Annotated in this window: 18 protein-coding genes and 1 tRNA gene; 11 read left to right on the top strand and 8 right to left on the bottom strand. The window is 49.4% G+C overall.

Translation table 11 applies throughout. From position 1 onward, the window contains the following. Positions 1-2: 2 nt before the first annotated feature. The 3 genes from J0X00_RS07345 to J0X00_RS07335 form a co-directional block, all read right to left on the bottom strand. Positions 3-79: transfer RNA gene (locus J0X00_RS07345), tRNA-Pro, on the bottom strand. Positions 80-141: 62 nt separating this feature from the next. Next, on the bottom strand, positions 142-1,950 hold the full coding sequence (locus J0X00_RS07340; RefSeq protein ID WP_282477829.1) for a DUF3413 domain-containing protein: 1,809 nt from the start codon (positions 1,948-1,950) through the stop codon (positions 142-144). 33 nt (positions 1,951-1,983) lie between these two features. Next, complete coding sequence (locus tag J0X00_RS07335; RefSeq protein ID WP_136482696.1) at positions 1,984-2,199, bottom strand: YejL family protein; 216 nt, start codon at positions 2,197-2,199, stop codon at positions 1,984-1,986. Positions 2,200-2,283: 84 nt separating this feature from the next. Between J0X00_RS07335 and yejK the strand changes: the two genes are divergently transcribed. From yejK to asd, 3 genes are all read left to right on the top strand, one after another. Continuing rightward, entirely contained in the window at positions 2,284-3,288 is a 1,005-nt protein-coding gene (yejK, locus tag J0X00_RS07330; protein WP_282477828.1) for a nucleoid-associated protein YejK, read from the top strand. Positions 3,289-3,487: 199 nt separating this feature from the next. Beyond that, complete coding sequence (locus J0X00_RS07325; protein ID WP_282477827.1) at positions 3,488-4,711, top strand: Hpt domain-containing protein; 1,224 nt, start codon at positions 3,488-3,490, stop codon at positions 4,709-4,711. A gap of 567 nt (positions 4,712-5,278) precedes the next feature. After that, the gene (asd, locus tag J0X00_RS07320; RefSeq protein WP_136482701.1) at positions 5,279-6,391 is read left to right on the top strand and encodes an aspartate-semialdehyde dehydrogenase; all 1,113 of its coding nucleotides are present in this window, start codon (positions 5,279-5,281) and stop codon (positions 6,389-6,391) included. Between the two features lie 178 nt (positions 6,392-6,569). Here the strand turns inward: asd and J0X00_RS07315 are convergent, their stop codons facing one another. Together J0X00_RS07315 and J0X00_RS07310 are read right to left on the bottom strand one after the other, a co-directional pair. Further along, a complete protein-coding gene (locus tag J0X00_RS07315) occupies positions 6,570-7,466 on the bottom strand; it encodes an ion transporter (RefSeq protein ID WP_282477826.1) in 897 nt (298 codons plus the stop codon). 72 nt (positions 7,467-7,538) lie between these two features. After that, positions 7,539-8,174 (bottom strand): YchE family NAAT transporter, encoded by a 636-nt coding sequence (locus J0X00_RS07310; protein WP_136482705.1) that lies wholly within the window; start codon positions 8,172-8,174, stop codon positions 7,539-7,541. A gap of 631 nt (positions 8,175-8,805) precedes the next feature. Here J0X00_RS07310 and adhE point away from each other — a divergent pair. Both adhE and J0X00_RS07300 read left to right on the top strand, forming a co-directional pair. Next, positions 8,806-11,523: a bifunctional acetaldehyde-CoA/alcohol dehydrogenase gene (gene adhE / locus J0X00_RS07305; protein WP_136482707.1), complete on the top strand. Its 2,718-nt coding sequence runs from the start codon at positions 8,806-8,808 to the stop codon at positions 11,521-11,523. A gap of 251 nt (positions 11,524-11,774) precedes the next feature. Next, positions 11,775-12,653: a DMT family transporter gene (locus J0X00_RS07300; RefSeq protein ID WP_136482709.1), complete on the top strand. Its 879-nt coding sequence runs from the start codon at positions 11,775-11,777 to the stop codon at positions 12,651-12,653. Positions 12,654-12,756: 103 nt separating this feature from the next. Here J0X00_RS07300 and J0X00_RS07295 read toward each other — a convergent pair whose 3' ends face one another. Further along, positions 12,757-14,316 (bottom strand): SulP family inorganic anion transporter, encoded by a 1,560-nt coding sequence (locus J0X00_RS07295; protein WP_218562852.1) that lies wholly within the window; start codon positions 14,314-14,316, stop codon positions 12,757-12,759. Between the two features lie 490 nt (positions 14,317-14,806). Between J0X00_RS07295 and J0X00_RS07290 the strand changes: the two genes are divergently transcribed. Further along, on the top strand, positions 14,807-15,577 hold the full coding sequence (locus J0X00_RS07290; RefSeq protein WP_282477825.1) for a DUF481 domain-containing protein: 771 nt from the start codon (positions 14,807-14,809) through the stop codon (positions 15,575-15,577). Between the two features lie 145 nt (positions 15,578-15,722). Here the strand turns inward: J0X00_RS07290 and rne are convergent, their stop codons facing one another. Continuing rightward, positions 15,723-18,899, bottom strand: a complete 3,177-nt coding sequence (gene rne, locus J0X00_RS07285; RefSeq protein WP_282477824.1) for a ribonuclease E — start codon at positions 18,897-18,899, stop codon at positions 15,723-15,725. 616 nt (positions 18,900-19,515) lie between these two features. Between rne and rluC the strand changes: the two genes are divergently transcribed. Then, the gene (gene rluC, locus J0X00_RS07280) at positions 19,516-20,466 is read left to right on the top strand and encodes a 23S rRNA pseudouridine(955/2504/2580) synthase RluC (protein WP_282477823.1); all 951 of its coding nucleotides are present in this window, start codon (positions 19,516-19,518) and stop codon (positions 20,464-20,466) included. A gap of 120 nt (positions 20,467-20,586) precedes the next feature. Here rluC and J0X00_RS07275 read toward each other — a convergent pair whose 3' ends face one another. After that, positions 20,587-21,168: a nucleoside triphosphate pyrophosphatase gene (locus tag J0X00_RS07275; protein ID WP_136482720.1), complete on the bottom strand. Its 582-nt coding sequence runs from the start codon at positions 21,166-21,168 to the stop codon at positions 20,587-20,589. Positions 21,169-21,328: 160 nt separating this feature from the next. Here J0X00_RS07275 and yceD point away from each other — a divergent pair, with 160 nt between their 5' ends. The 4 genes from yceD to J0X00_RS07255 are packed head-to-tail and all read left to right on the top strand — an operon-like array spanning position 21,329 to position 24,046. Further along, positions 21,329-21,853: a 23S rRNA accumulation protein YceD gene (gene yceD, locus J0X00_RS07270; RefSeq protein ID WP_282477822.1), complete on the top strand. Its 525-nt coding sequence runs from the start codon at positions 21,329-21,331 to the stop codon at positions 21,851-21,853. A gap of 31 nt (positions 21,854-21,884) precedes the next feature. Continuing rightward, entirely contained in the window at positions 21,885-22,055 is a 171-nt protein-coding gene (gene rpmF / locus J0X00_RS07265) for a 50S ribosomal protein L32 (protein ID WP_039429829.1), read from the top strand. A gap of 9 nt (positions 22,056-22,064) precedes the next feature. Beyond that, positions 22,065-23,090, top strand: a complete 1,026-nt coding sequence (plsX, locus tag J0X00_RS07260) for a phosphate acyltransferase PlsX (protein ID WP_282477821.1) — start codon at positions 22,065-22,067, stop codon at positions 23,088-23,090. A gap of 5 nt (positions 23,091-23,095) precedes the next feature. Next, positions 23,096-24,046, top strand: a complete 951-nt coding sequence (locus J0X00_RS07255; protein WP_136482727.1) for a beta-ketoacyl-ACP synthase III — start codon at positions 23,096-23,098, stop codon at positions 24,044-24,046. The last annotated feature ends 58 nt before the right edge of the window (positions 24,047-24,104 follow it).

The raw sequence follows: 24,104 nt of genomic DNA, 5'->3' as shown, positions 1-24,104 counted from the left end.
TATGGTCGGACTGAGAGGATTTGAACCTCCGACCCCCGACACCCCATGACGGTGCGCTACCAAGCTGCGCTACAGTCCGATGACATTAATTTAATCAGTTTTTACCTTAACGTCAACTGACTATCGTCATAAGATTCTGATTTAATTGTCCTTTGAGTAGAAACGCTGCAATTCAGTCAGACCTTGCATCAGAATAGGCAGAGTTGGGTTTTCTTCGCTCAGACGTTGATAGTTATCATCGAATAACTTGAAGTTACCGAATTTGTCGATAACTGTGGTTTCTTTATCGGTAATCAGCGCTAATTCGCGTGAATCGCCGGCCAGAATCCATTTTCGGTTGCTTTCGTTGAACAGGTTACGACCACTGCTGAAATCATTCGGATTTGAGGAAACGCCCAGTAAATCCTGTAACAGAGTCACACTGACATCCAAGTGGCTGGATCTATGGGTGAAGTTGGCGGCGATCTTGCCAGGCCAGTGGATCACCATAGGTACCTGCAGTTGGTAACGACTGTAGTTGCTGTTAGCGCCCCAGCTGTTGGTTTTGGTTTCGTTGAACTCAGTACCATGATTGGAGGTAATGACGACGACGGTGTCATCCAGCAACTGCAGGTTTTGCAATTGGCTGAACAGCTGGGCCAACTCCTGGTCGGCTACATTGACCGAGTGATGGTAATTGTTACGCAGCTTGTCCGTCGCAGACGCTTTGCTGTCTTGGTTCGGCGCGTAGTTACTGAAATTGTCGACTGTCGTCAGTTCCAGATAGCTGAACCATGGCGCGCGGTTCTGTTCGCTGATCCACTGTGCCCAGCGTTGAATAGTTTGCTCATCTGCCGACTGGTTAGGATCGAACGGAGCCTGCGACAGAGGCAGTCCACGGAAAATGGTTTCCTGGTACAGGTCATCACTGAAGTTATCGCCACTGAACAAGCCAAACTGGTAATCCTGAGATTCCAGCACGTCAATCAGTACCGGAGAGGTACCCTGCACCTTGATACTGCTGGCATAACTGCTTGGCAGGCCGTAAAACAGACCAAAGATGCCGAAGGCGTCATTACTGGAGCTGTAATGATTACTGAAGTTGAGGTTGTTCTGAGCGAACTGATACATGTTTGGCATCAGGTCTTTGGTCAGGGCATCAGCGCGCAGATTGTCGACGCTGACCACTAAAATGTTGAGATTATTCGCCCGGCGGCCAAAGCGGATTTTTTCCAGCGGGTAACTGACTAAATCGACATTGGTACGATTTTTCTCTTCCAGGCGCTTGAGGTACTCTTCCCGATCCAGCAGGCCGTGTTTTTCCATAAAGGATTTCGCCGTCATCGGGTAAGAAAGCGGGAAGTTAGATTTCTGGCTGGTAACCGGTGTGTACAGGTACGCATCCGACCACACGTAAATCAGATGGCTGGCGATGAAACTGACGAAGAACACTGCAGCGAGAGGCCGACCGATACGCTTATGCGACAGTTTACGCTGTTTGCGCCACACCCATTCGGAGAGTCCGAGCTGCAGCAGGAAGATCAGTGGCAAAACCACGAACAGATGCTGCAGATCTGCACTGACACTGCTGTCGTCAGCGAACAGCAGTTCCCACACCACAGGGGTAAGGTGCAAATTGATGGTCTGATAGGTCTGGGTATCGATCAGCAGGACCGTCAGTCCAAAGGTGGCAAAGCAGACGGCGACAAACCGGAACAAGGTCCGCGACGGAATCAAAAACGTCAGCGGAAACAGGATCAACAGGTAGAGGGCGAAAACCAGAAAGCCAAAGTGACCGACCCAGGAAAAAGTCAGATAAAACTGACCCAGGAAGGTGTCTGGCCAAGGAGACTGGGCAATGTAGCGTGTCCCAATCAGCATCGCTGCGATGATATTGAAGAACGCAAACCAGTGTCCCCAACCAACCAGACGTGATACTCGTTCGCCGTATGTGTTTCCGCTATCTACCATGAATTTTTCTATTTATCCGGTGTAAGTATGAAATTAATCTTTCAGCGAAGACATTAAAGCTTGCGCAAACTTTTCTGCAATCGCTTTTCTCTGTGCCTTAGCTACGTTCTGATTGATGACATTGGTGGCCACGTTTCCTGCAATCATCAGGGTAAGCTCTGGTGATGCATCATGTTTATCAAGAACGGCAGCGATTTCAGTCAGGATAGTTTCAACTTTTTCGTCACTGTATTTAGATGTAATAGGCATAAAGACTCTAATGATGATAGTAAAAGCGGCTTATGATAACCTACTATGCCTTACAACTGAAACCAGTACGACGATTATTTCACTATGAGTTTGCACCTTTCTAATGTCATTTTGCATCAGTTGCGCAAAAATGATGATGACGAGCTGATGGTTAACTACCGCGCTCAATCTCTTGATAATGATACCTCAACCGAAAACTTAGTCGCTGAGTTACATCGTGTTTTCAATTCGAAAGCGGGCAAAGGCTTCGGTTCGTTTAAATCGGACAGCGAATTTCAGCACTGGTTGCAGGAGTTACGTAAGGGAGAGCGTAATTTTTACGACTTTTCCCAGGTCAGTGCCCAGCGTCTCAAAGATGAGCTGAGCAAATACCCGTTTGCGGATGAAGGTATTCTGGTCATGGCTGAGTATCAGTCACTGGCGACGGACTATCTGTTTATCGCTCTTTTGCCGTCTAACCAGAGCCTGAAAGTGACCGAAGGACTCGATATCAGTGCGACCGATTATCTCGATATCAATAAGATGGATATCGCGGCACGTATTGACCTGTCGAGTTATGAAACGGATAAAGACTCCAACCGCTACCTGTCTTACATTAAAGGTCGCGTCGGTCGTAAAGTTGCCGACTTCTTTCTTGATTTTCTGCAGGCCGACATCGGCCTTGATCCTAAGCAGCAGAACCAGGTTCTGATGCAGGCAGTCGAGGACTTCGTGACCGATGCCAAGCTGGAAAAAGACGATGCTATCAGCTACAAAAAGCAGGTCTACGATTACTGCAATGACCAGATTAAATCCGGTGAAGAAGTGCAGATTCAGGAGCTGTCCGGTGAACTGCCAGCCAGCGAGACCGGCACCAGTTTCCTGGATTTTACCCGTGAGCACGGTTATGAGCTGGAAGAGAGCTTTCCAGGTGATCGCAGTACCGTGCGTAAGCTGACCAAATATGTTGGTGCCGGTGGTGGTCTCAACATCAGTTTTGACAGTCTGCTGATGGGCGAGCGGGTGTTCTACGATCCGGAGACGGATACCCTGACCATCAAAGGAACACCGCCAAATTTGCGTGACCAACTGACACGCAAAAATGGCTGATTGAGTCAGATGAACTACATCACGAATTGACAGAAAGAGCGCTGCGGCGCTCTTTTTTTATGCACCTTTGCGCCCTGCAGCACGACAGTCAATCCATTTCGATATATGCTTGTATTTAATAATAAATCGTTCAGCAGGCTCGCAGATGGTCAGGCAAAGGCGCGGTGGTTTTTTTAAAAGTAAGTGGTATTTTGCCATCATGGCACTTTGGGCCGTGGTGATGCTGTTTGTGGTGCTGCAATACCGGGCACTGGAGAACAGTAACCGCAGTGTGACCGCACTGCAGGACAGTGTTATTCACCTACGCAACACACTCTATTTCCGAGAGCCTTACCGGACCAATCGTTCCAGCGATTTGGCATTGAATATTCAACAGGTTTACTCATTACGTCGTCAACTTGAGCTCGACTGGCAAGCGCGCTGGTTGCAACCGGACATGTCTCAGTTGCTGTATGTGACAGACCGATTCATTGAATTAACCCAGAGCTTTGTCGCGATTGAACTGTCACTCAGTGACTTTGTGGAGCGATTAAATCAGTCGCGGGACAGTTACGTTTCTCAGCCGGATATTCAACTGCGCTACTGGCAGATTGGCTCTTATGTGCTGCAGGCTTTGTATACCGAAGGGCAGCAAAGTCCGCAACTGTATCGCACTTTCGACCACATTTTGCAGTATTCCTACCAATTGCCGGAGCAGGAGAGAAACGAACTGCAGCGCACTCTGACATCCGTTTCTTCATTGTTAAGTAAATATGCAGAATCAGACAATCAGGTCACCAAACTGCTGGAGCATCAGGTGCATGATGAAGTCACGCTGGTAGCAATAAAACTCCAACAGGATTTCAAGTGGTTAACCATACTGGCGATGGCAAGCAGTGTCACCGCTTTAGTCCTCGTCGTGTGGCTGCTGCTGCGACGCGAGCAACAACTTCTGGCGGAAAGTGATGCTTTGTCAGCCAAGCATGAACAAGGCCACAACCCAGTGCCGCAAACGAAGGTTATGGCGGCTGAAAACTCAGCGCCGGTTTTTTCTGCAGTAGCCGGTGACAATGCCGGGTTGATCGAGCCGCAAGTCTTGTCCTCGGAAGTGGATATGCCGGCGATGCTGAATGCTCTGGATAACGATCAGGCATCGGTTTATCTGTTGTTGGAGGTGTTCGTCGAGGATCACCAGCATGATGCTCAGCAGATCAGCCAATTGTTGGTTTCAGATCGTGAAGCTGCTGAGCGGAAAGTACATAGTCTGAAAGGTGTCGCCAGTAGCCTGGGCGCCAAGGGTTTGAAAGAAATTGCCACCGACATAGAACTCAAGCTTAAACAGGGCGGTACACCGTCGGGCGGGGAATTGCAGAGTTTAGCTAAACAGTTGCAGCAGACTCTGGCCAGTGCCAGACATTGGCTGAGTCTGCAGGCGGATGGCTAAAACACTCAAAATTGGCTTTATTTTACGTTTTTTTGCTTTAAATGCTGATTTTTCCGATTCTTTGTTGTGATTAAATTCATTTTCCTAGCGCCTTAAATAAATTTTGCACAAAAAATGCCCGCTATTTTTCTATCTAACATCCTCAATTTTATGGTGAAAGGATGTTCGCTCGTCGCGTGGCTTTCTCACTGTGAACGGAATTTGCGCTGTCGCGCACTAAAACGGTGACTTCTGGGCTTTATCCGTAAAAAAATCCTGTCGATAAGCGCCTGACCGACGTTCCACAACGGTGCGCGGCCTATGATAACAACCAGGACAAACAGCCTTGCTTAACAAGGTTGCCAAAGTGATAAGGGGGATTCAAGCTCCGGCATGCGGATCAACCGGCGGTGCAAACTGTGGCAAAAAATTGCTGATTTCTGTGGATTGAATGTGAAATGGGCGCAAATAGCGAGGCTGAAAAAGAAAAAGTTACAACTTTTGCCAAGAAAGGGTTGAGATTTTTTTCTGAACCACTTATAGATGGTAGACTGAATTTTTAATTGAAATACACGGAGAGTTAGTGCGATGAGAGTAGGTTTAGTGGGTTGGCGTGGTATGGTTGGTTCTGTACTTATGCAACGTATGGTTGAAGAAGGCGATTTCAACCTGATTGAGCCGGTATTCTACAGTACGTCTCAAATCGGTATCCCTGCTCCTAACTTTGGTAAAGAAGCGGGTTTACTACAAGATGCATTTGATATTGATAGTCTGAAGCAACTGGATGCAGTGATCACCTGTCAGGGTGGCAGCTACACAGAGAAAGTGTATCCTGCTCTGCGTCAGGCTGGCTGGAAAGGCTACTGGATCGATGCAGCTTCTACCCTGCGTATGGCTGAAGATTCCATCATTACTCTGGATCCGGTTAACCTGAATCAAATCCAGCAAGGTATTCATGGCGGCACTAACACTTTTGTCGGCGGTAACTGTACTGTCAGCCTGATGCTGATGGGGCTGGGTGGTCTGTTCGAGCGTGGCCTGGTTGAGTGGATGAGTGCCATGACTTACCAGGCGGCGTCTGGTGCTGGTGCACAGAATATGCGTGAGCTGATCTCCCAGATGGGCGTGATCAATGACTCCGTCAGCTCTGAGTTGGCTAACCCGTCAAGCTCTATTCTGGATATTGACCAGAAAGTAGCGGAAACCATGCGTTCTGCAAGCTTCCCGACAGATCAGTTTGGTGTACCTCTGGCTGGCTCTCTGATCCCTTGGATCGACGTTAAACGGGACAATGGCCAGAGCAAAGAAGAGTGGAAAGCTGGCGTTGAAGCAAACAAGATCCTGGGCTCATCGCATTCTCCGGTGCCAATCGATGGCACTTGTGTCCGTATCGGTGCAATGCGTTGCCACTCTCAGGCACTGACTATCAAGCTGAAACAGAATGTGCCACTGGACGAGATCGAAGAGATGATCGCGACTCACAACGACTGGGTTAAGGTTATCCCGAACGAACGTGATATCACGGCACGCGAACTTAGCCCGGCCAAAGTTACCGGTACACTGTCTGTGCCAGTTGGCCGTCTGCGTAAAATGTCGATGGGTGACGATTTCCTTAACGCGTTCACCGTTGGTGACCAGCTGTTATGGGGTGCGGCAGAACCGCTGCGTCGTACACTGCGTATCATTCTGGCTGAGAAGTAAAAACACCTCTTCCCAGGCTAGAAAACAAGCATACTTTGGAAAAAGCGCCTGCGGGCGCTTTTTTTATTGTTACCTTTTCTCAACGCTCTTTTCTTACGGCCTGCAATACCTAGCGTTAAACTAATTACGGCTTTCAATATCCTCGGCAGGGCGAAGTGGTCATCGCAGCTTACCTCAGTTAGTCATCGGGTGGCTGCACGTTTGTTGGCACTGAGCCTGCGTTGACTTTCGGCGTTAGCTCAGTTGGTACCACACGTTTATCCGGGTCAGCCAGTTCACTGCCACAATGTTTGCAGTACATGGCATCCGGATCATGGCCTGCATGGGAGCAGTTGGGACACTTGACCAGTTCACGGTGTGAGTTCATCTCCTGGTTCAGCTCTGCGGTAATAATGCCGGTTGGCACTGCGAGGATCGAATAACCGAGCAGCATGGTCAGAGCGGCGACTGCTTTTCCGAGCGGAGTTTGTGGTGCGACATCGCCATAGCCGACGGTGGTAATGGTGACTATCGCCCAGTAGATACTTTGCGGAATACTGGTAAAGCCGTTTTCCGGTCCTTCGATAACATACACCAGTGAGCCAAAAATGGTCACCAGTATCGCCACCGTACTGAAAAAGATCAGCACTTTGCGTCTTGCTCCCAACATGGATCGCATCAGAATGTTGGAGTCCTGCAGATAACGCACCAGTTTCAGAATCCGGAAAATACGCATCACACGCAATAAGCGGATTGCCCCCATAAAGGTGGCGGAGGGAAACAGCAGGCTGAAATAAGTCGGCAGGATAGACAGCAGGTCGATGACGCCGTAAAAACTTTTCGCGTAGGCTTTGGGCTGAGGGGAACAATAGAGTCTGAGCAGATATTCGATGGTGAATAATGCTGTGAAGACGTATTCGATGATTCGGATTTCCTGCTTCCAGACGGCGGCTACCTCGGGGATGGAGTCGAGTATCAGCGCCAGAATGGATGTCAGGATCGCAATAATCAATGCGATGTCAAAAATACGCCCGCCGCGGGTGTGAGTTCCGAAGATAACGACGTAAAGCTGATGTTTAAAAGTATTGTCCGTCATGATATTGCAACCTGTGTCACTCGTTGCAATATCATAACGTTATGTCGGGCGTTAGGCTAATCCGGTAACAGCTTACGCCAGTCCCGGAAACAGGCTGCGTAATCCGTTCGCGATAAATTCAATCCCCAATGCGCCCAGAATCAGGCCCATGATACGGGTGATGACGTTGATCCCGGTCTGACCCAGTAAGCGCACGATATAAGGTGCGGAGCGGAACAGAACCCATGATGCCACGCAGAACAAAATAATCGTAACGACGATGCCTAAGGTATCCATCATCGCCGGATAGCGCGAACCATACACAATCGTCGAACTGATGGCGCCCGGGCCTGCCATCAGCGGCATCGCCAGAGGAACCACACCTATCTGCTCACGGCTGATGTATTCGGTCTTTTCCTGCTTATTCTGCTTATCTTCACCCAGTTTACCGCTCATCATCGAAAACGCGATGCTGAGCAGCAGTAAGCCGCCTGCCACGCGGAAAGAGTCGAGGGAAATGCTGAACATATCCAGCAACATCTGACCACCGAGTAATGCAATGATCAAAATGACCGCAACGGCTGTGTTAGCGGTGGCTGCGGTTTTGTTCTTCTCTTCCGGTGTCATGTGGCCGGTCAGCGAGACAAACACAGGCATGATACCGACCGGGTTAACGGCGGCCACAAGGCCAAGGAAAAACTGCAGAAAAATAGCGAACTCAAATTGCATTAAGGATTCTCTTGAAATCACAGGGTTGACATAAAAAGCAGGCTTAATGTAGTGCAAAGCCTGTTAAAGCACGAATGAAAAAAAGTATCGCTGCAGGCCTCTGATGATTAAGAAAAACTAATCATTGGATTTGAGTGTGAACCAAACGTGCCGTTATTGTTGGTTTTGTGTGCAACTTAGGGTGAGGATGTTAACCAGAGCACGGTTTGGCGAAAATTTACGCAGTGGTGTGGAGGCGTATCGCTGAAAAGATATACTGCTTAGTGGCACATTAATCCACGGGTACATGTAATGTGGTTGTACAAAAATGAAACTTTTTTACAGGGTTATGTGGCGCTTTGAGTTTGTTTTGTCGGGATACTGAATATTTTTCTGAGTGGTGTTTGTTTTATTTGTATTTATAAATTAATAGCTTAGGTTGTTTTTCTTAGGGTGAATACCTCTAGAGTGGTAATTACTTTTTCATAACTGATCTGAGTCAATATTTGTCCCACAGTGAAAGATTATACTCAGCCATGAAAGCAATTTACTAAGCCTGTCGTTAGATAAATGATTGACGAAATGGCCAAAACTTAAAGACACATGCTTAATAAAGAGTTTTTAACATTTTTATATTTTTAGGAGATTCATTATGCCTGTAACTAACTTGGCTGAACTTGATGCTCTTGTAGCACGTGTGAAAGCGGCACAAGCCGAATTTGCTACTTACACTCAGGAACAAGTAGACAAAATCTTCCGTGCAGCATCGCTGGCAGCTAACCAAGCTCGTATTCCTCTGGCGCAACAAGCGGTAGCGGAATCTGGCATGGGTATCGTTGAGGATAAAGTAATCAAGAACCACTTTGCGTCTGAGTTTATCTACAACAAGTACAAAGACGAAAAGACTTGTGGTGTGCTGGAAGAAGATGACAACCTGGGCACGATGACTATCGCTGAACCGGTCGGCATTATCTGCGGTATCGTTCCAACCACTAATCCGACTTCCACTGCGATCTTTAAGTCTCTGATTTCTCTGAAGACTCGTAACGGCATCATCTTCTCGCCACACCCACGTGCCAAGAACTCTACCAACGATGCAGCGAAACTGGTTCTGGATGCAGCCGTAGCGGCTGGTGCGCCAAAAGATATCATCGGCTGGATTGATGAGCCGTCTGTCGAACTGTCTAACGCGCTGATGAAACACGAAGGTATCGCTCTGATCCTTGCGACCGGTGGTCCGGGCATGGTGAAAGCGGCGTACTCTTCAGGTAAACCAGCGATCGGTGTGGGTGCGGGTAACGTACCGGTTGTTATTGATGAAACAGCTGACATCAAACGTGCAGTAGCATCAATCCTGATGTCTAAAACATTCGACAACGGTGTCGTGTGTGCTTCTGAGCAGGCCGCTATCGTGGTTGATTCAGTGTACGATGAAGTGAAAGCACGTTTTGCTTCTCACAAAGCGTATGTACTGAGCAAAGCTGAAGCGGAAAAAGTGCGTAAAGTACTGCTGATTGACGGTGCGCTGAACGCGAAAATCGTAGGTCAGCCTGCAGCGAAAATCGCGCAAATGGCGGGTGTGACTGTCCCTGCAGACACCAAAGTACTGGTCGGTGAAGGCCTGGGTAAAGTCTCTCACGATGACGAGTTTGCGCATGAGAAATTGTCTCCGACTCTGGGTCTGTTCCGTGCCGATGACTTTGAAGATGCGGTTGCACAAGCAGTAACCATGGTTGAAATCGGTGGTATCGGCCATACTTCAGGTCTTTACACTAACCAAGACGTGAACGCAGACCGTATCCGTTACTTCGGTGACAAGCTGAAAACTGCACGTATCCTGATCAACATCCCAACCACTCACGGTGGTATCGGTGACCTGTACAACTTCAACGTTGCGCCTTCTCTGACCCTGGGTTGCGGTTCTTGGGGGGGGAACTCTATCTCTGAGAACGTAGGTCCTAAGCACCTGATCAACAAGAAAACTGTAGCGAAGCGAGCTGAAAACATGTTGTGGCATAAACTACCTAAGTCAATCTACTTCCGTCGCGGTAGTCTTCCAATCGCATTGAGCGACCTGGAAGGTAAAAAACGTGCGTTCCTGGTAACTGACCGCTTCCTGTTCAACAACGGTTATGCTGATGATGTGGTACAACTGCTGAAAGCGCAGGGTATGGAAGTACAGACTTTCTTTGATGTAGAAGCCGATCCAACTCTGTCTGTGGTTAAGAAAGGTGCTGAAGCGATGAGCAGCTTCCAGCCAGACGTTATCCTGGCGCTCGGCGGTGGCTCTCCAATGGACGCAGCGAAAATCATGTGGGTAATGTACGAGCACCCAGAGACCCACTTCGAAGAACTGGCAATGCGTTTTATGGATATCCGTAAACGTATTTACAAGTTCCCTAAAATGGGCCAGAAAGCTGAGCTGGTATGTATCACTACCACTTCAGGTACCGGTTCAGAAGTGACTCCGTTTGCCGTAGTTACTGACGACAAAACTGGTGCGAAATACCCACTGGCGGACTACGAACTGACGCCAAACATGGCAATCGTGGATGCTAACCTGGTGATGAACATGCCTAAGTCTCTGACTGCCTTCGGTGGTTACGACGCGGTGACTCACGCTCTGGAAGCCTATGTTTCTGTACTGGCGAACGAATACTCTGACGGTCAGGCTCTGCAAGCGCTGAAAATGCTGAAAGAATACCTGCCATCAAGCTACGCAAACGGTTCTAAAGACCCGATTGCCCGTGAAAAAGTACACAACGCAGCGACTATCGCAGGTGTCGCGTTTGCTAACGCATTCCTGGGTGTATGTCACTCAATGGCACACAAAATCGGCGCTGAGTTCCACCTGCCACACGGGCTGGCGAACGCACTGCTGATTTCTAACGTGGTACGTTACAACGCGAACGATAATCCGACTAAACAGACTGCATTCTCTCAATACGACCGTCCACAAGCACGCCGTCGGTACGCTGAAGTGGCAGACCACCTGGGTCTGAGCCAGGCTGGCGACCGCACTGCGCAGAAGATTGAACGTCTGCTGGCATGGTTGGATGAGCTGAAAGTGAATCTGGATATCCCAATGTCGATTCAGGCTGCAGGTGTCAATGAAGCTGACTTCCTGGCGAAACTGGATGAGCTTGCGGTTGAAGCTTTCGATGACCAATGTACTGGTGCGAACCCACGTTATCCTCTGATTTCAGAGCTGAAAGAAGTGCTGTCAGCTTCTTACTACGGTAAAGCGTTCGTTGAAGGTGAAACTTTCGAAGGTACAACCGTTATCAAGAAAAAAGCGGATCAGGAAGCTGCCAAAGTCGCCGCTCCAGCCGCAGCGCCTAAAGCGAAAAAAGACAAAGCTGAAGCGTAATGAGATAAGTTTTCGCTAGCACGAAAACCTAGCCATGAAACGAAAACCCGCCATCCGGCGGGTTTTTTTATGGTCAGCCCCAAACCACCGCCCTGGCAGCCGGTAAGGCCTTGCCTGTGCCTTGGGACAGACTGATTAAGGGCATGAGTTGTGGCTGGCCGCTGTTATTACTGTATCTGGCTGGATTTAGGTTGCCGATAAACCACAGTTTGCATAGCATAGCGCTTTCGCTCTTTATCGGATCATCGCCCATGACATGGATTTTCTTTACTTTTCTCGCTGCTTTCATGCAATCCTGGCGTAATGCCTTTCAAAGCCATCTTTCCGGCGATGTGAAAACGGCCGGTGTGACCCTGGCCCGTTTTCTGTGGGCAAGCCCGATCGCTGCGCTCTATCTGCTCGGACTGTATCAATACCAACCCGAGGCAGCACTGCCAATTTTTAATCTCAGCTTTACCAGTTTTGTGGTCGGAGCCTCCGTGATGCAAATCATTGCTACGGCTTTGATGGTGAAATTGTTCAAATTCAATAATTATGCTGTGGGTGCCGGACTCGCCAAAAGTGAAGCCTTGGTCGCCGCTATTCTAGGGATGATTTTCTTTGGCACTCACCTGAGTCTGCTCGGATGGAGCGGGGTAGTGATAGGTGGTGTCGGAGTGTTCATGATGAGCACTCAGGGCGGCTGGCGTCAGTTGTCGGTACCGACGGTTTTACTTGGTCTCGGCAGCGGCAGTGCTTTTGCGTTAACATCATTATGGATTCGTGAAGCCAGTCTTGCGCTCGGGTTGCCTTTTCCATATAGCGCCGCTTGGGTGTTGCTGTCGGTCATCTCGCTCCAGACTCTGATGCTGGTGGCGTATCTGCTGGTGAGCGATCCGGCCACGCTCAAAGCACTATGGCTGCGCCCCAAGATTGTGGTGGCGACCAGTGTGTGCAGCTGTATCGGTTCGCTCGGATGGTTCAGTGCGATGTCGCTGGAGGCGGTACCGTATGTGAAAACGCTGGGTCAGGTGGAGATCTTTTTCACCATGCTGATCTCTGTATTCTGGTTGCGACAGAAAGTGCGAATTAAAGACGGGCTGGGACTGATTTTAGTTGCCCTGGCGGCAGTATTAGTGATGTGGACCTGACCCGGTTGTATTAATCAGGCAGCCCGATCGGATACCCGATTGCGGATCATAAAAAAGCCTCTCAATCGAGAGGCTTTTTGCTGTTTCAATCATAAGCCGTTGATTAACCGGCCAGTGAGTCAGTGGCCACTTTATAGATTGGGTCTTCTTTGACGTTAATCTCGACCAGGCTGCCAGCTTTGTGCAGCAGGGCACGACAATCTTCACTCAGGTGACGCAGATGCAGGGTTTTACCGACCGAGGCGTAACGCTCGGCGATAGTCTCAATCGCTTCAATCGCTGAATGGTCGGCAACGCGTGACTGGGCGAAATCAACAATCACATCTTGCGGGTCGTTCTGCGCATCAAACAGCTCGAGGAAATTAGCCGCAGAGCCAAAGAACACCGGGCCGTTGATCAGGTAAATTTTTGAACCTTCATCATTGATTTGGGTGCTGGCATAGATGTGTTTTGCGTGTTCCCAGGCAAACATCAGAGCTGAGACAACTACACCCACTAATACTGCAATGGCCAGGTCAGTAAATACCGTTACCACGGTCACCAGGACGATAACAAAAAAGTCTTGTTTTGGTACGCGGCGTGCCAGTTTGAAGGTGGCCCATTCGAAAGTGCCAATCACGACCATAAACATCACACCAACCAGCGCAGCCAGCGGGATCATTTCAATCAGTGATGAAGCAAACAGAATAAAGAACAGCAGCATGACCGCAGCAACGATACCTGACAGTCGGCCACGGCCGCCTGAGTTAACGTTGATCATCGACTGGCCAATCATGGCACAACCACCCATAGCGCCGAACACGGAACAGGTCATGTTCGCCAGGCCCTGACCCATACATTCGCGGTTTGACTGACCGCGTGTGTTGGTCATTTCATCCAGAACCGTCAGTGTCAGCAGAGATTCGATCAGACCGACAGCGGCCAGAATCACTGCATAAGGCAGGATGATTTGCAGCGTTTCCAGTGTCATAGGAACTGTTGGCAGAGCGAAGGTCGGCAGATTGCCAGCCAGGGTCGCTGCATCATTACCCGACATTGAGCGCAAGAAGTCGACCACAGTACGTGTTTCCAGCCCCAGGCCTTGTACCAGCAAAGTAATGGTGACTATCGCAACCAGTGACGAGGGTACTGCCGTGGTCAGCTTAGGCAAAAAGTGAATGATTGCCATCGTCAGGGCGACCAGACCCAGCATCAGCATCATCTGATCTTGCGGTAGCCAGGTCAGGATGCCATTCAGATCCGGTGCTTTAAACTGGCCAAGCTGAGCCAGGAAAATCACGATAGCCAGGCCGTTGACGAAACCAATCATGACCGGATGTGGCACCATACGAATAAACTTGCCCAGTTTGAACAGGCCTGCGCAAATCTGTAATACACCGGCCAGCATAATTGCTGCGAACAGGTACTCAATACCATGGGTCGCAACCAGGCTGACCATAACCACTGCCATCGCACCCGTTGCACCGGAGATCATGCCAGGGCGACCACCAAAAATAGAGGTGACCAGACCAACGATGAAGGCGGCATACAGACCAACCATAGGATCTACGCCTGCCACAAAGGCAAACGCGACGGCTTCGGGAACTAATGCCAGTGCTACCGTCAGACCGGATAGCACGTCATTTTTTACCGAATGCTTGGAAAATTGGGGGAATTCAAACATGAGTACTCAGTTTTTTCGCTGTCGTTAAATGAACGGCGACACTTGTGCGTGCTGTGTTTAGCAGTGCCTGGTGACGACTGACATCATCCGGGACTAACCGAAACTGGGGAAGCAAAGAGTAGCAGCGTTTAGGTGTCGCTAGTTAAGCGCAGAATGGTACTGAATAGTGTGATTAAGTTCAACAATTAACCGGCCGAATGTCTGAGCAGGGATGAAATTATTACTGTGATGAATGATCGAGTATCAGCAGCTGTTATCAGGACACACATCCTTGCGAAGGCAGGGCAGTTATCAGGACACACACGTTTGCGAGGATAAGGGAGGGGGAAACCGTGTTGCATGTCAGTTCAGCGTGTGCCGATAGCGATGTTTGTCAGACTTTTTGCTTGTTTTCTAAGCAGTTAAGTCTAGTTTTGACTGAAAATTAACGGAGTAGTGTGATTGGTGTCATATACTGGCGGCTTTGCCATTTTTCAGTTGGAGGTTATCCATGCCATTGTCAGCAAGAAACACGGCACTGACGGCGTTAATCAGTGCATTGTCTTGTTCTGCCTATGCGACTCAGGAGCAAGGTGCACAAGAGACACAAGGGGGACAATTCAGCGGGGATGCCAAACTAGGCTTTATCTATTCCAAAACGGATAGTACTTCGATGTCGATCAACTCAGGTGCCACAATTAATTATGATGAAGAGATGCGTAAGCAAAAGCTCTCTCTGGCGACCTACTATTCACATAAGTCCGATAGTGACGATGATGACGACGGTACCAACAAATATCGTGTGATCTACGATATCAAACACACCTTATCGCAAAGCTCTTTTGTGTTTGGTAACGCCAAGTACGAGCATGACCAATATGCGACTTATCGTCACCAGGCGCTGTTAGTAGGTGGTTTTGGTTATACCTTACTTGATACCGAAACATCGAAACTGGAAGTTGGTGCTGGTCCGGGTTTCCGTTATTCGAAACGTCAGTCTTTTGATGAAGACCATCCTAACCGTTCAGAGGATGAAATCATTGCCAACGGCTTTATTAATGGCAGCTTGAAAGTCAGTGATGCACTTGATATTGGTGGTGGTGTACGGATGGACTACGGTGATTCAAACACAACCACAACAGCCAACGCGTACCTGAAAAACAAACTGGCCGAGAAACTGGCGCTGGTGCTGGATACGGAATATATCTACAACACAGAAGTGGCGTCTGGCAGAGATCATGATGAAATCTACAGTACCATCAGCCTGAACTACGCGTTCTAATCGGTCCGTCGCCCGTCATGGGTGAGGCCGTTCGTTGAAAGGGACATCGCCAGTTCTGAGCGACAAATTGTAATAAAAAAGCCCACCTTCTCAGGTGGGCTTTTACTTTTCAGCGTATTAGTACGTTAACAGCGACGTTAGTCAGTTACTGTGGCTTAGTCATTGCTGCACCGGCCTGGTTGCGAGCAACCTGACTGCCGGCACCGCGAGGCTGGTAACGTTCAGCGCGGAGTGGTGCTGCCACTACGGCAATCTCTTTCAGCTCACTGCTGCCTGGTGCTTTGGCCATTGGTGCTGATGCACGGCCGGACGTCACGGCGATTGCTTTCGGCGCTGTGATAATCACAGGTGCTTCTTCAATCACTGGCTCCATCACTTCTGCAACCGGCGCTGGTTCAACACTTGGTTCAGTTGTCACCACTTCAGCAGCCGCTTGTGCAACCTCAACGTCTTCTGTTGCTGGTGGCTCTACTGCCTCAGGTGCGACTTCTGCCGCAGCGACTTGTTCTGCCGCTACCGTAGGCGCTGCTTCTGGAGCTGGTGTGCTGACTTTAACGGCAGGTGCTTCAATCACAGGGCTTTCAGCGACTGGAGCTGTAACGACTGGAGTCTCAACAACCGGAGTCACAACAGCTGCCGTTTCAACCACGGCTGCTTCAACCGCTGCATTGTCTGTTACCAGCTCTGCCACCGGCGCTTCACGACGGATGATCACTTTACCCATCGCCATCTCCGGACAAGCAAAACCGCCCAGAGTGACATTAGTTTGCGCCTGTTGTTCTGCTTTTGCTTTCTTCGGCTTCGGCAGATCATAACGCGGCATCACTTTACCCATCGCCATTTCCGGTGATGCGACACCACCTTTACGCAGACGGAATGGGTTCGGACGGCGGTCGCGACCGCGACGACGACGCTGACCACTGGCACGTAGATGACGTGGTGAGCGGCGGTTACGGCGTTGTTTCTGCTCGTCTTTTTCAGTATTTTCCCCGTCAGTGTCAGTAACCTTGGTATTGTTATCTTTCACTGATTTCGCTTCTGCTGTCTGCTCTGGTTGAGCGGCTGCAGTGATGGCTGCTTCAGTCTGATCCTTAATACGGATCTGCTTGGTCAGTTTACGGCGCTGACGACGCTCTTTGACAACGGCCGCTTTTTCCTCTTGCGCTTCCTGACGAGGCGCTTCGGTTACGTCTTGTTGCTGAGCGTCGGTCGCCAGTTTGCGACCCTGTTCCATCACCTTGCTGGATTTCGCTTCATCGCGTTTGCTGTCGTCACGTTTGTTGCGACGCTGATCATTAGCATTGCGGTCGTTACGTTCGCTACGCTCGTTACGATCTGTGCGTTCCTGTTTTGGTTTACGCTCTTGCTTACGATTGCTTTGCGCGTCTTTATCCGCAGGCTTATTGCTCTCTTGTGGTTTCGCATCTTTCACGTCATCCGCTTTGCGTCGGTTCTTATCACGCGGATTGCGGCGGCGATCGTTACGTTCACGGCGAGGTTGGGAGGACTTGTTGCGGTCACCTTGCGGTTTCTGCTGTGGTTTTTCCTCAGTTTCCTGAGCTTGTTTTGGCTCTTCTGCCTGAGGTGCGGCAAACAGGTTTGACAGAGCGTTCAGGAAGCGGGAAATCAGGCCCGGTTTTTCTTGTTGCACTGGAGCTGGCGCAGCTTGCGGTGCTTCGACCGGCTGTGGTTTAGGAACCGGAGCCGATTGAGTCGGAGCCGCAAAACCTTTCAGCACTGGTTCTTCCAGACGCTTAGGTTTGATATCGGCATCACCCAGGTCTTTGCCTTCTGCTTCTTTCATTGATTCCAGTTTACGTGGAATCAGGTAAGACAGCATTTCCTGCTCTTCACCTTCGCGGATACGGATAACTTCGAAGTGCGGAGTTTCCATATCAGAGTTCGGTACCACAGTGATTTTCACATCTTGGTGACGCTCAATGTGGTTAACGGAACGACGTTTTTCGTTCAGCAGGTAAGAAGCGATCGAGACTGGCACAACCGCCAGTACCTGAGAGGTGTTGTCTTTCAGTGCTTCTTCTTCAATCAAACGCAGTACAGACAGCGCCAGAGATTCGTTGTCACGCACAACACCGGTACCGGTACAACGCGGACAGATGTGATGGCTGGCTTCTGCCAGCGACGGGCTCAGACGCTGACGCGACATTTCCAGCAGGCCAAAGCGCGAGATACGGCCGATCTGCACGCGAGCACGATCCAGGCGCACAGCTTCACGCAGACGGTTTTCTACTTCACGCTGATGGCGAACAGGTGTCATGTCGATAAAGTCGATAACAACCAGACCGCCTAGGTCACGCAGACGCAACTGACGAGCAATCTCATCGGCCGCTTCCAGGTTCGTGTTCAGAGCCGTCTCTTCAATATCGCCGCCTTTGGTTGCGCGTGCTGAGTTGATATCGATAGAGGTCAGAGCTTCAGTTGGGTCAATAACGATTGAACCGCCGGAAGGAAGACGAACTTCACGTTGGAAAGCAGATTCGATCTGGCTCTCGATTTGGAAGTGGCTGAACAGTGGCACTTCACCATCGTATTTCTTGACTCGGTTAATGAAGTCAGGTCGCACCAAACGGATGTGTTCCAGAGCGCGTTCATAGATGGTGTTGCTGTCGATAAGAATTTCGCCGATATCGCGACGCAGATAGTCACGAATGGCACGTACGATGACGTTACTTTCCTGGTGAATCAGGAATGGGGCCGGGTTAGAGTCAGATGCCTGTTTGATTGCGCTCCAGTGGTTGATAAGCACATTCAGGTCCCACTCCAGCTCTTCCGCACTTTTCCCAACACCTGCGGTACGAACAATTAGACCCATACCTTGCGGTAGTTCCAGCGTGCTTAGTGCTGCCTTAAGTTCAGTGCGTTCATCACCTTCGATACGACGTGAAATACCGCCGGCACGAGGGTTATTTGGCATCAGAACCAGGTAGCTGCCAGCCAGTGAGATAAAGGTAGTCAGAGCCGCGCCTTTACTGCCACGTTCTTCTTTCTCTACCTGTACGATCACTTCCTGACCTTCCGTCAGCACTTCTTTAATGCTTGGGCGGCCTTGGTAACTGTAACCTTCTGGGAAGTATTCGCGGGCAATTTCTTTAAGAGGAAGGAAACCGTGTCTTTCAGCGCCGTAGTCGACGAATGCGGCTTCCAGACTTGGTTCAATGCGGGTAATACGTCCTTTGTAGATATTCGCTTTTTTCGATTCATGTCCAGGACTTTCGATATCCAAATCGAACAGTCGCTGGCCATCGACCAACGCGACACGCAACTCTTCTTTTTGAGTTGCGTTAATTAACATTCTTTTCATTTAAAAATCTCGTTATCTTTTCTTCATTTTGATTGTTGTTCTTATTGCTTTTGTTTCGTTTTCACGGTGCCTGATCCCATGGCTTGGTTATTACAGCCTCCCGGCTGGAGGGGGATGCTCTGAGGGCACTTCAGTATCACAAGCGTTTCACTCGCCTGTGATCCGCGTAGTGGCGGAGGATACTCAACATGAAATGACGATGAGTAGAGCAACAAGAACGCCTTAATCAACTGTGTCTTACGCCGTGTGCAGCACATCGGTTTTTGGCTTAGCTACTCATAAACTTGCGTTAATCAAACGGCTACAGATAATATGCCACCTGTTCGATTATTGCAGCTGTGAACTATAGCAGTGACTGGTAAACTCAGCAATCTGCTTTATTAGAAAGCGCTTAAAATTTTGCGGTTCTGTATAAAAAATGTCAGTGAACACGCAAAATTCTTAGTGAAAACCAGTGACAAATTTGAGTTTTGCGCGTATTCCAGGCTTTAACTGTCGGAGCAGTGCGCCGCATTGATGTGAGTTTCAACAATTTAGCTTAAGTTTTAAGCTGAAAGCGTTTTTTTTGTTACCAAGAAAATGTGAATTTCATCCTATTACGGTTAGAATAGCCGCCATGAGCGAAATAAGAACCCAAGTCCAGTTCGTTGATATCGACGAAGACATGGCTGGTCAGCGCATTGATAATTTCTTGCGCAACCAATTAAAAAACATCCCTAAAAGCGTGGTTTACCGAATCCTGCGTAAGGGCGAGGTGCGCGTCAATAAAAAACGCGTCAAAGCCGAATACAAGCTGGCGGCCGGCGATATGGTGCGGATTCCGCCGGTGACCATGGAAGTGAAAGAAGAAGAGATCGCGGCACCGAGCACTAAGCTCAATAAGGTCGCAGAACTGGAGCATTGCGTACTGTATGAAGATGAGCATCTTTTGGTGCTCAATAAACCATCCGGTACAGCGGTGCATGGCGGCAGCGGCTTAAAGTTTGGCGCGATTGAAGCGCTGCGTGCGCTGCGTCCGCAGGCTCGCTTCCTTGAGTTGGTGCACCGGATTGACCGCGATACGTCAGGCATTTTGTTGGTGGCTAAGAAGCGCTCGGCGCTGCGTCACCTGCAGAGCCAGTTTCGCGAAAAAACCGTGCAGAAGTACTATTTTGCGCTGGTGATGGGGGAGTGGAAAGCCAACTGCAAAGCGGTCAATGCGCCACTGCTGAAAAACGAAGTGAACAGTATCGTGCGGGTCAACTCGAACGGTAAGCCGTCAGAGACCCGTTTTAGAATTCTTGAGAAGTTTTCACAAGCTACGCTTGTTCAGGCAAGTCCGATTACCGGCCGCACCCACCAGATCCGTGTGCACACTCAGTACATGGGTCATCCGATCGCCTGGGATGATCGTTATGGTGATCGCCGTTTTGACGCCTATACCGCTAAGTTTGGCATTGACCGTCTGTTTTTACACGCCGCCAACATTCAGTTTGTTCATCCGGGCAGCGGCGCAAAAATGGAAATCAATGCGCCTCTCGACGATAAACTGGAGCAGGCTCTGGCCAAAATGCGTCAGGCAGGCTGATTCTTTCAGTCAGAGCGACTGGTGTTTTAGCAATGCGAAGGCTTGTCGGATGACAAGCCTTCGTTATTTGTGGCTGAATTAAGTTATGCGGCGGAATGAAGTTTCAGCTCAGCTTAATGCTTACAGTACCGCAAACTGCTCGTTTTCCAGCAGGCGAATAAGGCGAATCAGCGGCAGTCCGACCAGACTGTTCGGATCGTCGCCTTCCAGCCGCTCAAACAGGGCGATGCCGAGTCCTTCACTTTTAAAGCTGCCTGCGCAGTGCAGTGGCTGCTCCTGGTCAACATAACGGCTGACCATCTGTGGAGTGAGCTTGCGAAAGTGAACGGTAAAGGTATCTAAAACCACCTGAGCCTTGTCGGTGCTGCGGTTATACAGTGCCAGGCCAGTGTAGAAGGTGATCGCCTGACCGCTCTGACTGAGCAGCTGTTCGATGGCTTTATCACGGGTGTGGGGCTTGCCGACAATCCGGCCGTCAATGACACACACCTGATCCGAGCCAATCACCAGGCTGTTGCCGGTAACCTGGCAGGAGCGTGCTTTCGCCTCAGCAAGGCGCAATACCAACTGCTCCGGACTCTCACCGACCAGTGGGGTTTCATCACAATCCGGGGTGGCGGTGGTAAACGGGATCTGCAGTTTGGCGAGCAACTGTTGACGGAAAGGGGAAGTTGACGCTAAAACAAGTTGGTAATTTTGCATCTTTTTATACGCTTCTTACTGTACAATTATCATGGGTTTTACGGCAGCTTATATCAACAAACAGGCTGCTCATAATTCTCTATACGGAAAGGGAAAAAAAAGTAACTTTTTTGCCTTTTTCTTTGACTAAATCTATTTTGGAAGATAATATTCGCGCCCTATGCAAAAGGTAAAAATACCGCGAACGATTGATCCGGGTAAAGCCGCTCAGAAACGACTTGATTACGATGGCGTCATCCAAATGAGTCTTTTCAAGCGCTTAGAGGAGTCAGTCGAAGGCGTTAAACGCGACGCTCAAGTCTCATTGTCATTTGGGCTTGATGAACAGCGACTTGTTGTTATCTCTGGTAAAGCTAACATCGAAGTCGATTTAGAGTGTCAACGCTGTAATGAGGTTTTCACACATCAGTGTGAAGTTGAATTCACTTACACCCCTTATAAAGGGCAGCAAAGTGAAGAAGACGCCCCCGACGAGTACGATTTGGTAGATCTGAACGAGTACGGTGAGGTTGACCTGATTCAGTTAGTTGAAGACGAGTTCATCATAAACTTGCCCCAGGTTGCGATGCACGACGAAGCAGATTGTAGCGTTACTTCAGACAATATGGTGTTTGGTGAACTTCCAGACGAAGTGTTGGAAGAGAAGCCGAATCCGTTCGATGTTTTAAAAAGTTTAAAGAAGTAAATCTTTAAGCAATAACATAGGAGTAGGGTCGATGGCCGTACAACAAAACCGTAAAACACGTTCACGCCGTGGTATGCGTCGTTCACACGATGCGCTAACTACAGCTGCACTATCTGTAGACGCAACTTCAGGTGAAACTCACCTGCGTCACAACGTGACTGCTGAAGGTTACTACCGTGGCAAAAAGGTTATCAACAAGTAAGGTTGACCTTTGCAAAATTTAACCGTTGCACTTGATGCAATGGGCGGGGATTTCGGTCCTCGCGTTACAGTGCCTGCCGCCGTGCAGGCACTGTCGCATTTCCCAGAGCTAAAAGTGACTCTCATCGGTGATCAGACTGAGATCGCCCAGCAACTTTCTCTTCTAGGTTACGAATCAGATGCCCGTTTGTGCATTCTGCACAGTGACCGAGTTATCTCTAACTCCGAAAAACCATCATTAGCACTGCGTCATTGTCAGGGCAGTTCAATGGCGATGGCGATTGATCAGGTCGCTGAAGGCCAGGCCAATGCCTGCGTCAGTGCAGGTAATACCGGAGCTTTGATGGCGTTATCCCGTTTTCGACTCAAATTGTTACCAGGTATTGACCGTCCTGCTTTAGTATCGGCGTTACCCACCGCGTCCGGCGGTAAAGTGTGGATGTTGGATTTAGGCGCCAATGTGTCGAGTGATGCCGATTCTCTGTTCCAGTTTGCCGTTATGGGGGCTGCATTGGCGGAGCAACATTTGTCCCGCATTCCCAGGGTCGCTATTTTGAATGTCGGCGCTGAGGAAATAAAAGGTAATGATCTTGTCAAACGTTGTTCAGGAATGTTGCAACAGACTAACGCAGTGAACTTTATCGGTTATATTGAAGGTAACCAACTGCTGACTGATGCAGCGGATGTGATAGTCTGTGACGGTTTCGTCGGCAATATCTGTTTGAAAACCTGTGAAGGAACTGCGCAACTCTTTATCGATAAGTTAAAAAGTAAGTTTTTAGCCTCATCCATAAAGGGTTGGATTGCCAGAAAGCTGTTTTCTGAACTATTTACTGAACTAAAAACACTGAACCCCGACCAGTATAACGGTGCAAGTTTGCTAGGATTGCGCGGCATTGTCATTAAAAGTCATGGAAGTGCTGATGTATCCGCTGTCGTGAATGCCATTTCCGAAGCGGTACATGAAGTGAAACGACAAGTCCCCAGCCGTATAAGCGATCGTTTGGAAGCGGTTTTACTCGAGAGGCATTATTAGTCTTCATGTATAGCAAAATTTTAGGTACAGGCAGCTACCTGCCATCTCAAGTGCGTACCAACGCCGATCTGGAGAAAATGGTAGATACAAGTGATGAGTGGATTGTCACTCGCACTGGTATTCGTGAGCGTCGGATTGCTGCCGAAAATGAAACGGTTGCCGATATGGCGTTTTATGCGGCTCAGAATGCAATTGAGATGGCTGGCATTGATAAAGAAGCCATCGATCTGATCATTGTCGCCACCACGAGCGGCAGTCATACTTTCCCGTCTTCAGCTTGTCAGGTACAAGCGAAACTGGAGATTCAGGGCTGTCCGGCGTTTGACCTGGCTGCAGCCTGTTCGGGTTTTATGTACGGTTTGTCGGTGGCAGATCAACACATTAAATCGGGTATGTGTAAAAATGTTCTGGTGATTGGCGCGGATGCGCTGTCAAAAACCTGTGATCCGACCGATCGTTCAACCATCATTCTGTTTGGTGACGGTGCCGGTGCTGTGGTTGTGGGTGCCAGCGAAGAGCCGGGTATTCTGTCGACCCACATCTACGCGGACGGCCGTTTTGGCGATCTGCTGAGCCTGGAAGTCCCGGAGCGCGGCGGTGATGTCGACAAATGGCTGCATATGGCCGGTAACGAAGTGTTTAAAGTCGCCGTGACACAATTGTCAAAGCTGGTGAAAGATACACTGGCTGCCAACAATATGCACAAGTCTGAACTAGACTGGTTAGTGCCTCATCAGGCGAACTATCGAATTATTTCAGCGACGGCGAAAAAACTGTCGATGTCGCTGGATCAAGTCGTGGTCACTCTGGACCGTCATGGCAATACCTCTGCCGCTACCGTGCCAACTGCACTGGACGAAGCGGTTCGTGACGGACGCATTCAACGTGGCCAGACTCTGTTGCTGGAAGCCTTTGGTGGTGGTTTCACCTGGGGTTCTGCATTGGTCAAGTTCTGATTGATTCACAACGGACGGTTGAACTTAGCAGCAACGCGCGATAAATATTCAGACTTAA

This window comes from Vibrio sp. ABG19 (assembly GCF_029962385.1).
Lineage (GTDB): Bacteria > Pseudomonadota > Gammaproteobacteria > Enterobacterales > Vibrionaceae > Vibrio > Vibrio ostreae.
This window is presented reverse-complemented; position numbering and strand designations above follow the sequence as displayed.

Coding starts and splice junctions, on each gene's coding strand:
- rluC (WP_282477823.1), top strand. CDS start 19,516: ATGAGCGAAATAAGAACCCAAGTCCAGTTCGTTGATATCGACGAAGAC.
- rne (WP_282477824.1), bottom strand. CDS start 18,899: ATGAAAAGAATGTTAATTAACGCAACTCAAAAAGAAGAGTTGCGTGTC.
- J0X00_RS07340 (WP_282477829.1), bottom strand. CDS start 1,950: ATGGTAGATAGCGGAAACACATACGGCGAACGAGTATCACGTCTGGTT.
- rpmF (WP_039429829.1), top strand. CDS start 21,885: ATGGCCGTACAACAAAACCGTAAAACACGTTCACGCCGTGGTATGCGT.
- J0X00_RS07335 (WP_136482696.1), bottom strand. CDS start 2,199: ATGCCTATTACATCTAAATACAGTGACGAAAAAGTTGAAACTATCCTG.
- asd (WP_136482701.1), top strand. CDS start 5,279: ATGAGAGTAGGTTTAGTGGGTTGGCGTGGTATGGTTGGTTCTGTACTT.
- adhE (WP_136482707.1), top strand. CDS start 8,806: ATGCCTGTAACTAACTTGGCTGAACTTGATGCTCTTGTAGCACGTGTG.
- J0X00_RS07295 (WP_218562852.1), bottom strand. CDS start 14,316: ATGTTTGAATTCCCCCAATTTTCCAAGCATTCGGTAAAAAATGACGTG.
- J0X00_RS07275 (WP_136482720.1), bottom strand. CDS start 21,168: ATGCAAAATTACCAACTTGTTTTAGCGTCAACTTCCCCTTTCCGTCAA.
- J0X00_RS07315 (WP_282477826.1), bottom strand. CDS start 7,466: ATGACGGACAATACTTTTAAACATCAGCTTTACGTCGTTATCTTCGGA.
- J0X00_RS07310 (WP_136482705.1), bottom strand. CDS start 8,174: ATGCAATTTGAGTTCGCTATTTTTCTGCAGTTTTTCCTTGGCCTTGTG.
- J0X00_RS07290 (WP_282477825.1), top strand. CDS start 14,807: ATGCCATTGTCAGCAAGAAACACGGCACTGACGGCGTTAATCAGTGCA.
- J0X00_RS07300 (WP_136482709.1), top strand. CDS start 11,775: ATGACATGGATTTTCTTTACTTTTCTCGCTGCTTTCATGCAATCCTGG.
- yejK (WP_282477828.1), top strand. CDS start 2,284: ATGAGTTTGCACCTTTCTAATGTCATTTTGCATCAGTTGCGCAAAAAT.
- yceD (WP_282477822.1), top strand. CDS start 21,329: ATGCAAAAGGTAAAAATACCGCGAACGATTGATCCGGGTAAAGCCGCT.
- J0X00_RS07255 (WP_136482727.1), top strand. CDS start 23,096: ATGTATAGCAAAATTTTAGGTACAGGCAGCTACCTGCCATCTCAAGTG.
- J0X00_RS07325 (WP_282477827.1), top strand. CDS start 3,488: ATGGCACTTTGGGCCGTGGTGATGCTGTTTGTGGTGCTGCAATACCGG.